General features: G+C 43.6%; 11 protein-coding genes and 1 pseudogene. 6 read left to right on the top strand and 6 right to left on the bottom strand.

Annotated features, from left to right (window positions below; all coding sequences use genetic code 11):
- Positions 1-122 precede the first annotated feature (122 nt).
- The 5 genes and pseudogenes from putP to NI468_RS15245 form a co-directional block, all read right to left on the bottom strand.
- Positions 123-1,613 carry a sodium/proline symporter PutP gene (putP, locus tag NI468_RS15265; RefSeq protein WP_213686986.1) on the bottom strand — a complete coding sequence of 497 codons (1,491 nt, stop codon included), beginning with the start codon at positions 1,611-1,613 and terminating at the stop codon, positions 123-125.
- A gap of 213 nt (positions 1,614-1,826) precedes the next feature.
- Positions 1,827-2,681, bottom strand: a complete 855-nt coding sequence (locus NI468_RS15260; RefSeq protein WP_253102526.1) for an SPFH domain-containing protein — start codon at positions 2,679-2,681, stop codon at positions 1,827-1,829.
- 12 nt (positions 2,682-2,693) lie between these two features.
- Positions 2,694-3,167 carry an NfeD family protein gene (locus NI468_RS15255; RefSeq protein ID WP_005104688.1) on the bottom strand — a complete coding sequence of 158 codons (474 nt, stop codon included), beginning with the start codon at positions 3,165-3,167 and terminating at the stop codon, positions 2,694-2,696.
- 101 nt (positions 3,168-3,268) lie between these two features.
- Positions 3,269-4,186, bottom strand: a complete 918-nt coding sequence (locus NI468_RS15250; protein WP_253102524.1) for a patatin-like phospholipase family protein — start codon at positions 4,184-4,186, stop codon at positions 3,269-3,271.
- A gap of 63 nt (positions 4,187-4,249) precedes the next feature.
- Positions 4,250-4,878, bottom strand: a pseudogene (locus tag NI468_RS15245) (1-acyl-sn-glycerol-3-phosphate acyltransferase).
- Between the two features lie 137 nt (positions 4,879-5,015).
- Here NI468_RS15245 and NI468_RS15240 point away from each other — a divergent pair.
- The 3 genes from NI468_RS15240 (at position 5,016) to NI468_RS15230 (ending at position 8,352) form a co-directional block, all read left to right on the top strand.
- On the top strand, positions 5,016-6,254 hold the full coding sequence (locus NI468_RS15240; RefSeq protein ID WP_253102529.1) for an MFS transporter: 1,239 nt from the start codon (positions 5,016-5,018) through the stop codon (positions 6,252-6,254).
- A gap of 136 nt (positions 6,255-6,390) precedes the next feature.
- Positions 6,391-7,503: a porin gene (locus NI468_RS15235; protein WP_004646237.1), complete on the top strand. Its 1,113-nt coding sequence runs from the start codon at positions 6,391-6,393 to the stop codon at positions 7,501-7,503.
- 147 nt (positions 7,504-7,650) lie between these two features.
- Positions 7,651-8,352 (top strand): HAD family hydrolase, encoded by a 702-nt coding sequence (locus tag NI468_RS15230; protein ID WP_253102522.1) that lies wholly within the window; start codon positions 7,651-7,653, stop codon positions 8,350-8,352.
- On the opposite strand, the gene NI468_RS15225 is transcribed toward NI468_RS15230, so the two are convergent.
- Positions 8,349-9,026, bottom strand: coding sequence for a DUF421 domain-containing protein (locus NI468_RS15225; RefSeq protein ID WP_191113055.1), 678 nt, complete (start codon positions 9,024-9,026; stop codon positions 8,349-8,351). The two genes, NI468_RS15230 and NI468_RS15225, sit on opposite strands and share 4 nt — an antisense overlap.
- 483 nt (positions 9,027-9,509) lie before the next feature.
- Between NI468_RS15225 and NI468_RS15220 the strand changes: the two genes are divergently transcribed.
- Genes NI468_RS15220 through NI468_RS15210 form a run of 3 tightly spaced genes read left to right on the top strand, consistent with a single transcriptional unit; the run spans position 9,510 to position 11,383 of the window.
- The gene (locus NI468_RS15220; protein ID WP_191113060.1) at positions 9,510-10,196 is read left to right on the top strand and encodes a carbonic anhydrase; all 687 of its coding nucleotides are present in this window, start codon (positions 9,510-9,512) and stop codon (positions 10,194-10,196) included.
- Positions 10,174-10,350: a hypothetical protein gene (locus NI468_RS15215; RefSeq protein WP_191113056.1), complete on the top strand. Its 177-nt coding sequence runs from the start codon at positions 10,174-10,176 to the stop codon at positions 10,348-10,350. Before NI468_RS15220 ends, NI468_RS15215 begins: the two co-directional genes overlap by 23 nt.
- Positions 10,340-11,383: a molecular chaperone DnaJ gene (locus NI468_RS15210; protein ID WP_191113057.1), complete on the top strand. Its 1,044-nt coding sequence runs from the start codon at positions 10,340-10,342 to the stop codon at positions 11,381-11,383. Before NI468_RS15215 ends, NI468_RS15210 begins: the two co-directional genes overlap by 11 nt.
- Positions 11,384-11,504: the final 121 nt, after the last annotated feature.

The raw sequence follows: 11,504 nt of genomic DNA, 5'->3' as shown, positions 1-11,504 counted from the left end.
ATCCTGGTCGTTAAAGTGTTTGTTTGCACTCATATTTTAACTGTTAGGACTCAGGTTTTTTTATTTAAAGCAAACTATGGGACAGCAGTGGACTTCAAGTCCTCTTTTTAGTTGATACAGAATTATTTGCTTTCGTTATACAGGCGTTCAGCTTCTTCAAAGCGATCGGTAATTTCTGCTGTTGGTGCTTTACCCATCAGGCTCACCACCACAATCGCCAGCATTGAACAGATAAAACCAGGAACGATTTCATACAGGCCAGTGTCAGCAAACAGGTTCTTCCAGAAAATAACTACGACTGCACCCACGATCATACCGGCCAAAGCACCATTCAAGGTCATGCGTTTCCAGAACAAGGACAGGATAATCAGCGGACCAAAGGCGGCACCAAAACCTGCCCAGGCATAAGCCACCAGACCCAGCACTTTAGATTCAGGATTACCCGCCATCCAGATCGCCAGCAAGGCAATCAGTAGCACCATCAAACGGCCAACCCAGACCAGTTCTTTTTGCGAGGCATTTTTACGCAGGAAAGACTTATAGAAATCTTCAGTCAGGGTACTTGAGCAGACCAAGAGCTGACAGCTTAAAGTACTCATTACTGCGGCAAGAATGGCAGCAAGCACCACACCTGCAATCCATGGGTTAAACAGGATTTTGGTCAGTTCCATAAATACCGTTTCAGGATTGGCATTCACTACGCTTGCCAGTTCCGGATGCTGCTGGAAATAGGCGATCCCAAAGAAGCCGGCTGCGACTGCACCGCCCAGACATAGAATCATCCAGGTCATGCCAATACGGCGTGCATTTGGAATCGACTTGACTGAATCTGCTGCCATGAAGCGCACCAGAATATGCGGCTGGCCAAAGTAACCCAGACCCCAAGCCAAGAGCGAGATAATCGCAACAAGGCTGAGATCACCCAGAATATTCATTGCTTGAGGACGAGCAGCCTCCAGTGCCAAAGTCACCTGGGACATATCCGAGAACGCCATTAACGTTACGATTGGCGTCAGCAACAGGGCAAAGATCATCAGACCGGCCTGAATGGTATCGGTCCAGCTCACCGCCAGGAAGCCGCCAATAAATACATAGCTGATGGTGGCAATGGCACTGATCCAGAGCGCGGTACTGTAAGACATGTCGAACATGCTTTCAAACAGGCGTGCACCTGCGACCATGCCGGAAGCACAGTAAATCGCAAAGAAAATCAGAATCACGAAAGCCGAAACAATACGCAGGATTTTCTTCTGGTCGTTAAAACGATTCGAGAAATAATCCGGCAGGGTCAGGGCATTGTGCTGAACTTCGGTATGCACCCTCAGACGGCCAGCAACCAGCAGCCAGTTGAGCCAGGCACCAATAATCAGACCGATGGCAATCCACATCTCAGACAGGCCGGAAAGATAAATCGCACCGGGCAGGCCCATGAGGAGCCAGCCACTCATGTCGGAAGCCCCTGCAGAAAGTGCAGTTACGAAACTCCCTAAACGTCGGCCCCCTAAGATGTAATCGGAAAAGTTGCTTGTCGCGCGATAAGCCATCAGGCCGATCACCACCATTGCGACAATATAGAAAAGAAAAGTAATTAAGGTTGGATTTAGGGAGCTCATACGGTATCCATTTTTAAGTTGGACAGTAGATCGAAACAAGGAATAAGACAGCTGCGAAAAGCTTTAATCCGAAAGCCAGGCAACATCAAATCCAGTAGATTTCAAAAATAAACGCGAAATTTAACCATAAATTCACAATTTTTGCTGAGATTTTCTTGTGCGAATAAAAATAGGCAACCCTCAGGCTGCCTATATATAAAGTGAAAAGATCAATTAGTTAGGGCGACCCATAACACCACGGATCGTATTTAACACATCGGCTGGAAGTACTACCGTCTTGGCATTTGGCGATTTGGCCATATCCTGCATGGCTTTAATATACTGTTCACCGAGTAAATAGGCGACCGGAATTTCATTATCACCAATGGCGGAAGTCACCATGTCAATTGCACGTTGTGAAGACTCAGCCAGTACCACTTGTGCTTCGGCATCACGACGTGAGGCTTCCAGACGGCCATCTGCTTCCAGAATTGCAGCCTGTTTTTCACCATCAGCTTTGGTGACGGTTGCACGACGCTGACGTTCAGCAGCGGCCTGTTCTTCCATCGCTGTTTGCATAGTGGTTGAAGGTTTAATATCCTGAATTTCTACAGTTTTTAAGGTAATACCCCAGTCCGAGATATCATCGGAAATACTGGATTTCAAGCGTGCCTTGATATGGTCACGTGAAGATAGCGCATCATCCAGATCCATTTCACCGACAATTGAACGTAGTGAGGTTTGAACCAGGTTCTGAATCGCCCAGGAATAGTTTTCAATCCCGTACACGGCTTTTTCTGGTGTGGTCAGGTTGATATAGGCCACGGCATTCATCAGCAAGACCGCGTTATCACGAGTAATCACTTCCTGTGAGGGAATATCCAGAACGATATCTTTGGTCGTGACTTTATAAGCGACTTCATCCACATAAGGAATAACAAAATTCAGGCCCGGATTTAGCGTGGTGTGGTATTTACCCAAACGCTGTACGATCCATTTGTAGCCTTGCGGTACAATCCGCACACCTTTAAAAATGGTAATCGCAACAAAGGCCAGAAACGCGATAACAATGATAGAACCACCAGACATAGCTTATTCACCTTATTGATTTTGATAATTCGTGCTGTGGGGTTGTACGACCAGGTCATTACCCAGAATATCCACGACGCGAACGCGGTCTCCGACCTGAACTGGGTCCAGAGTTCGGCATTCCCATTCATCTGAGCCTAAAACTGGCATCGGAAAGCGCACCCGGATTTGCCCATGATCCAGATTGGTCTGAATCACCATGCCCACCTGACCGATGGTCGCCTCACGCGAGAGACCGGCTTTGGTCTTGTCAATGGAAAGTGGCTTGATAAACTTAAACCAGAGCAGCGTACACAGAACAGAAAGTACGATCCAGGTCAGGAGCTGAGTCGTCAGTCCCATCATCGGGAACATCCAGTACAGGACGCCAACCATGATGGCACCGATCCCGAACCACAGGGCAGCAAATGCGGGCAGCAGTAATTCCGACAGAATCAGAAGAATGCCTAATACAAACCAGTGCCAAGGTTCAAGAACTAATTCCATATCGTGACCTATATCGCTAAGTATTTAATTAATCATCATCTTTATATGATTGATCTTCAATGTAGCAGATGCGGCAGCAGATGAATATAAAAAATCATGCATCAAAATTTTGCCGGACGTGGCGGTTTAAATGCCGCTGGCGACTGCTTAAAGTTGTTAATGGCTTTTTCAATAGTACGGATTTTCAGTTGAGCAGCCTTTTCACCTTCCAGAATGGTGGCATTGCTGGCTTTCAGGTCTAAAGTACCGATATGGCCGACTTTGGGCTGAATCACCACAGTGGCCTGGCTCAACTCTTCATTAATGCTTTGCTGTCCCATAATATTCAGGGTCTGATCCAGTACGCCCCACATATTCAAGGCTTTATTACCATCCGGACGGGCAGAAATATCCACGGCAATCACAATATCTGCTCCCATATCTTTGGCGGTCTTGACCGGAATCGGACTGACCAGACCACCATCGACATATTTGGTGCCGCCAATCACGGCAGGCACAAACACATTCGGAATACTGCAGGACGCTCGGACTGCCTGTCCGGCATTACCTTTAATAAAATCTGCCTTGCGGCCATTGTCCAGACGAGTGGCAACAGCAGCAAAGCGAATCGGGAACTGTTCAATCGGTTTGTTCGCCACATTCTTATTGACGAAATCCTGCAATTTTTGTCCGGCAATAATCCCTTGCCGGTTCAAGGTTAAATCGCGGATATCAGATTCTTTAAAATTCAGGGCAATCTGCTGTAACTGATAAGGCGATTTGCCACTGGCATAGAGGCTACCGACAAAACTACCGGCACTGGTACCGGTGACGATTTTCGGTTTGATGCCGTGTGATTCGAGCACTTTAATGACGCCAATATGGGCAAAACCTTTGGCACCGCCGCCACCGAGGGCAATGGCGACGACAGGTTCACGGGCCTTTAATGGCGTGGCAGGCGTAGGTGTTTTAGTGGCTTTGTCACAGGCTGCAAGACTGAAACCAAGGCAGCCAATTAAGGCATAACGAGCTAATTTCATTATAAAAACTGGTGATTAAATCAACAAAATTCAGGCTATCACATCAAAAAAAGGCGTATTTGCCTAGTCTTTTTTCAAAAGCTTTTGTAACGGCTTGGCCACCCAGTCAGGATTTTTGGCTGAGAATTTACCTTGATAATGCTGATAAATCTGTTCCAAGTCGTATTCATAATCACCAGTCAGATGGTACACGCCCAGGATATGAATGGTCTTGATATCATAATCAAAGGAAAACATCACAATCGGCAAATGGGCTGCTCTGGCAATAGGATAAAAACCGCTGCGGATTTTTTTGGTGCCTTACGTGAACCTTCCGGTGCCATGCCGACCCAGATCTGTTCTGATTTTTCAATGATGTCTACAATTTGTCGGGTATGACCTTGTGGACTATCTCGGACGACCGGAACGACGCCAATCCATTCCAGAACCGGTTTTAGTGGTGTGCGAAACAGGCTGTCTTTACCAAAAATCGTAATCTGAATACCGAGACCAAGCAGCGCATTAAAACCCAGCCAGGCATCAATATTTGAAGTATGCGGAGAAATAATCGCGACTGCTTTAGGTAAGTCTGGAAATTCACCTTCCAGACGCCAGCCTTGGCCCAAAAAAAGCTGCCTGAAAAAAGTCCGGCTCAGCTTGCTGCCGCGGGCTGGTACATGCGGCGGGAGTTGGGGGAAACGTGTCTGGGCCATTGCTTATGTCTCTTCCTGAAACGAATTTTTCTTTATTTTTGATCATATTAGACTTTTGTAAAATCCGGATCATTGGCAAAATGTATAGCATCTTAAATGCTGGTGATGCATTTTCAACTGAAGGACTTGGCCTAAATATGCGGAATACCTATATCTTACTGTTTTCGCTGTATTGGGCACAGGGGCTTCCGGTCGGATTTATGACGCATGCCTTGCCGGTCATTTTACGGGCTGAAGGGGTATCACTGGCGCATATCGGGGGCTTTGGCCTGTTAATGCTGCCTTGGTCGATTAAAATATTCTGGGCACCTTGGGTCGATCGTTATGGGAAGAAATCCCAAGGCCATTACCGTAGCTGGATTATTCCCTTGCAATGGCTGTCAGTTGCTGTATTGATTGGGCTCTCGTTTCTACCGATTCAGGCCTTGAATCAGCCGCTGTATTTACTGCTGTTTTTTATCACGCTTTTGCTAATGAATGGGATCGGGGCCACGCAGGATATTGCGACTGATGCACTGGCGGTCAATATTCTGAAAAATGAACAGCAACATTGGGGTAATACCTTTCAGGTCATTGGTTCACGACTGGGATTCATTGTCGGAGGTGGGGCTATATTATGGTTGCTCGATCTACTGCAATGGCAAGCCACCTTTTTATTATTGGCGGCTCTGGTCTTTCTTAATACTTTACCCATTTTATTTTTTAGAGAACCTCAGCATTCAAAAATTATCACGCCAGCTGATAAAGGACCTGCACTCAGCAATATAAAAACCTATTTTCAATACTTCTGGTCAGATTTAAGCTTGGCGAGGTGGCTTCTGGTCTTACTGACCTTTAAAATCACTGATGGTTTATCTGGGCCTTTGTTAAAACCTTTAATGGTAGATCTCGGACTGAGCTTTAGCCAGATTGGTCTCTATGTCACCATGCTGGGAGCGTTGGCTGCCTTGATTGGGGCCGGATTGGCTGGCTGGTGCCTGAAATACTGGTCGCGCAGCTCGAGTTTGATCGTTTTCTCAATTCTAAAAATATTAAGCTTAATAGCTTATGCCTGGCTGGCTGGCCAGTATGAAGCTCAAAACAAAGTAGAAAATTGGATCATTTATCTGATCAATGCGGCCGAAGACATGGTCTCAGCCATGCTTTTGGTGGTCATGTTGACCTTGGTCATGCAATACAGCCGTAAGCATCTGGCAGGGACAGATTTTACCTTTCAGGTTGCTCTGATGGCCACGGTGAGTGGGGGACTTTATAGCCTGAGTGGCATTTTTGGAGATGCTTTAGGCTATCAAAATTATCTGAATCTGATCGTGATCGTGGCAATTTTCAGTCTAATTCCAATTTTCCGATGGATGAAAGTTGCAGAAAAAGTATAAAATTTCTAAATAATCAACTATTTGGTTAAATGTTAGCCTAAAGTACTAAATAGAATATATAAATATTAATTTAATAATTTTGTAATATAAGCACCGTGTGTATTATTTGTTACAAAATAAATTAAGGATATTTTTGATGAAAACTAAGTTAGCAACAGCAATTGCATTCAGCCTTTTGGCGGGGACAACTTTTGCAGCACCAACCTTCTATGGTGAAATTGATGCATCAGTAGATTATTTACCTGAAGATAATGCTTCACCAGTATCTGACAAAGATGTAATTGAACTAAGTTCAAATAGCTCATTCGTTGGTTTAAAAGGGGATGAAAAGTTAACGGATCGCCTAAGCGCAATTTATGCAATTGAATGGGCTTTTAACTCTGATGGTGAGGGTGACGACTGGTCTAAACGTAACCGTTTTGTTGGTTTAAAAGATGCAAAACTTGGTACTTTAAAAATTGGTGCACATGACACTCCATTAAAACAATTGTCTAGCCCGGTAGATACCTTCAATAATTATGTAGGTAACCGTGCTGATGTAAGTGGTATTTTCACTGGTGAAAGCCGAGTAGCGAATGCTGTAGTGTATGAAGCTCCAGCTATTGCCTTGCCTCAAGGTGCTATTAAAGTGAATGCTTTATTGGCAACTGGTGAAAATTCAGGAATTAAATCTGATAAAGGTGTAGTTAAAACTGCAAATCGTGGTTTAGGTGATGCTTGGTCTGCTTCTGTAGTATATGACAGCCCAGTAGTTGTAGCAGGTGTTGCTTATGACAAAGCAATTCCGACTAACTTCTTAGGGCGCGGTTTTGATAATGCTTCTGCTCCAGAAGTAACGGGCGGTACTTTATTTGCTGCTGCAAATACCATTCGTGCAATTGGCCGTGTAAATCTAGATGGTGGTTTAGCGCTTAAAGCTCTTTATCAAACTTCAGAAGTGGCGGATGTGGATGCAGCTTCTAAAGCAGTTGATTTGCTTATTGATGATGCTCAAGGTTGGTTAATTGGTGCTGAATATAATCTTCCAAATGCAAAAGCTTGGACAGTTAAAGGTCAATACAGCCAAAACACTACAAGCTTCAAAGATAATACTGCCGATTATGAAGCACAGCAGATCTTTGTTGGTGCAGATTACGCATTTAGTAAACAAGTGAAAGCATATGGTTATGCCGGTTATCTAACACTTGAGCGTGGTTCTTTAGAAACTAAACAACCAGTTGTTGGTACAGGCTTAGAATACAAATTCTAATTTAGATTTTGTACTCTAAGAAAAGGCGATGCTTTGGCATCGCTTTTTTTATGCTTAAAACAACAAAACTTAGCAATTTTATGTCTGATCTAACGAGTTTCGGACTGTTACCATGATTGAAAGTTTCAGCATTTCGTTTTGAAAATTATGCCTATTCAAGCCGTTTTATTTGACCTCGACAATACCTTGACCCATCGTGATCTCACTGCACAAGCTTATAGCCGCTCTCTAGCAGAATATTATGCGCCAGCATTGGCACTGGTCGAACCAGAAAAAATTATTGAGATTGTAAGGCGCATTGATAATGGCGGTTATCCGAAAAAGGAATTGTTGACACATGGCAGTATCGGGGCTTCGGCTGCCTATGCGTTGTTACAAGAACTACACTGGTTAAATCCCCCGAGCATAGATGAACTAGCCCAATTCTGGTTTAGCCAGTTTGGCCGTTTCGCCGTAGAAATGCCGGCAGCAGAGCAAGTATTAACAAAGCTAAAAAATGAAGGTTATCAGCTAGCCATTGTTTCCAATGGCGGACATGACACCCGTTTAAATACGATTCGGGGTTTGGGTATTGAACCTTATTTTGATGAGATCATCAGTTCGGGGTTGGTGGGTTTTAACAAACCACAGCTGGAAATATTCCAGATCACTGCAGAGCGTCTAGGCGTGCAGCCTGCACAGTGCCTGTATATTGGCGACCATCCCATTAATGATGTACAAGGAGCTACAGAGGCCGGAATGCATGCATTATGGATGCAAGGCTTTCATGCCGATGCCGAACATATCCGATATAAAATTCAGCAACTGCCGGAAATTTTTGCGCATTTGCAGTTACTGAATCAGACTTAAGTTATTCTTAAACAGTCAATCGTTTCGGCCCATTGCGAAGAATCACAGCGCGGACATTGCTGGTCGGCATGTGAAAGGGTTTGTACCTGTCCACAGTAAATGCAGGCATATAATTGCCCGGCCTTGACCTGTTGGACTATAGAGCAGGTTTTAGGAAAAAGTGGCAGCCCAGGCCGAACCTCATCCGATTTGAAAAACAGGATACTGAACTTACCGTCAGTTTCCAGTAAACCGGTGCGTACCTGACCCAGATGTTCTACGCCTTGCTGGCGCATTTCGGCAAAGAATTCATCATGTGACATTTTACCTTTTTTAATTTCTTCAACGACCAGTACGCCATCTTCCACGATATAAATCGGTTTACCTTCCAGCAGGTCTTCGAACCATTGATATTTCATCATGAGCCAAGTAGTTAGGCGATACATGACAATAATGACCGACATCACCAAAACTGCCTGAATCAGGGGAATATCTTCAGTAAACATCGGATCGCCGGCAATCGAACCCAAGCTCAAAATGATAGCGACTTCGAAGATAGAAAGTTGACGTACCCCACGTTTTCCGGTCAGACGCAAAAACAGGATAATCATCGTGTACATCAGGGCACAACGCAGCAAAATTTCTGCGGTAAACTCCCAGGTGGTGTCATTTATAAATATGGTCGCCCAGTCCATTTAAATTCTTTATCCTCATTTTTCTCTTTGGCTCGAGTCTAGCAATATCAGTATTTTATTTGCTGCTGTGTTTATGTAAGTTTATGAATAAAGGTAGATTCTATTTAAAAAAGAAGCTTGAACTTAAAAATCTAGCTATTTGATCTATTGAAAATAAGATAGAGATTTCATGTAAATAATGCATAAAAAATCAGCAGATTAAATTTGAAGAAGATCACATTCTCTACTGTCTATTTTTAAATCTATAAAAGTATTATCCATTTGAAATTTATCAATATATATTCTGAATAATGTGTTTTGAATAATTAGGAGTGTTTAGAAATTTGTAAGCAAATCACTTCATCTTTATAAAAATCTGTAGTTTGTGGCCTGAAAAATAGAGTGATTACACTACTTTAATAAACTGTTTTTAAATTAGAAATTGTGATTTTGACTTCCAACAAGGGATGTATTGTGAAAAGAATATTCACGCTTTTAACGGTTATGGGTTTAAGTACAGCGGTCTGGGCAGATGCGGATTGGGATTATACTCAGCCTGAGCAATGGTCGACTTTGAGCCAGAAATATTCGGCCTGTAATGGTCTGAACCAGTCACCGATCAATATTGAGCGAACAGTAAAAGCTGAACTGGAACCGCTCAAGTTCAGCTATAATACCATGATTCATGCGATCGAAAATAAAGGTCATACTGTGCAGGTAGACTTTGCCCAAGGTGGTGAATTGCAGCTGGATGGCGATATCTTTGTACTGAAGCAGTTTCATTTGCATAGTCCGAGCGAAAACCTGATTAAAGGCAAAAGCTATCCACTGGAAATCCATTTTGTCCATGCCAATGCCAAAGGTGAGCTGGCTGTCGTGGGGATGATGTTTGAGCAGGGTGCAGAAAGCCAGATGCTCAAACGCATGTGGAACCGTTTACCGAAAAAGCAGGGCGAGAAAGTGGTTTTGAAAACGCCACAACCTGTGAATGCAATGTTGCCTAAGAATCTGGATTATTACCGTTTTAGCGGTTCGCTGACCACACCGCCGTGTTCGGAAGGGGTGCGCTGGCTGATTCTGAAAGATATTCAACAGGCTTCTGCCAAGCAGATTTCGGAATTTGCCAAATTGATGGGGCATCCGAACAACCGCCCGGTGCAGTCATTGAATGGCCGAGTGGTTCTGGAATAATCAATATGAGAGCGAAAAAGCAGACTTTGGTCTGCTTTTTTTAATTCTGATACAAATTTCGAAAGGGCACACTGAAAAGGACTTTGTGACGAAAGCTGAAAGATTTAATATGGATATTATTTCTTCTTTGACCTTCTCCTGCCATGCTCTTTGACTTGAAAACTATGATTCAGCCATTCACAGCCCTTTCGCCACAGCAGAAGAAGCTGGATCATCTGATTAATAAAATCGAGCAACAGAAACAGGAATTACAACAATGGCAACAGGCTGAAGAAGAGCTGCAGCAATATACGCATAAAACCTTCATGCCGGTCTACCATGAATTGCATGGCGTACTGTTCAAGCAGCTGGAACAGCTCTGGAAGCACATGCAGGAAACTACATTTTCCAAAGCAGAACTGGTGGTGCTGGATGAAAAGATTCAGTACCTTGCAAATTATCTAAAAGACTCTCAGGCAATGTCTGCGCAACAAGCCCATAAAGTGAATGAAATCTTCACTTACTATCAGCAACGTGCCGAGCATGCCCAATTCAGAAAAAGCCAAAAGAAAATAAATGAACTGGAAACATTTTTTAAGAATGAGCATCCCTCAGATCTTGCAGATGCAGAAGTATTTGAAGAATGGGAATCAGATCATTTTCAGCAGGCACGTGAGCAAGCCAGATTAAAACGCCAGCAGGAAAAACAGGAGCAGGCAGCAGCGATGGCAGAGCAGTCATTGAAAACTGTATATTTAAAAATTGCTGCCATCATTCACCCTGACCGTGAAGTGAATGATGTCAAAAAAATCAAGAAGACTGAATTATTGCAACGTGCCAATGAGGCGTATGCAGAGCAGGACCTGTTTACGTTACTGAGAATGCAACTACAGATTGAACAAGATCAGGATGTTTCACAAAAAGGTTTAAGCGCAGAGCAACTCAAGTTTTATCAACTGGCTTTGGATGCACAGAGCCAGAAATTACAAGATCAGATCGATACATTGATCCATAGATTGGTCTGGTCATCGAAAACCAGAATTGCAGTAAAAAAGGCGAAGGGTAAGGTCCAGATTGCTGACCTGTATAAGCAGATTGATGAAGATACTTCAGCCATTAAACAGCAGATTAAAGTGGAAAAAGAACGCCTGATGTATATCAAAAAGGTGAGTGGCTTGGAGATGTTTTTAAGGCATGGGATGCTTTAACTTAATTAGAATTACCTTTCCCTTGCGCAGCAGTGCTGCTTGTATCTTGATTGATATAGTGATTAGCTACCACTATACGCAAATTGTAGAGTTTGGAGTGCTGCTAAAATCTTAAATTTGA

The sequence above is a fragment of the Acinetobacter lwoffii genome (assembly GCF_024129355.1).
GTDB classification, from domain to species: domain Bacteria; phylum Pseudomonadota; class Gammaproteobacteria; order Pseudomonadales; family Moraxellaceae; genus Acinetobacter; species Acinetobacter lwoffii_I.
The sequence above is the reverse complement of the archived record's forward strand: the minus strand, read 5'-3'. Positions and strand labels throughout refer to the sequence as shown.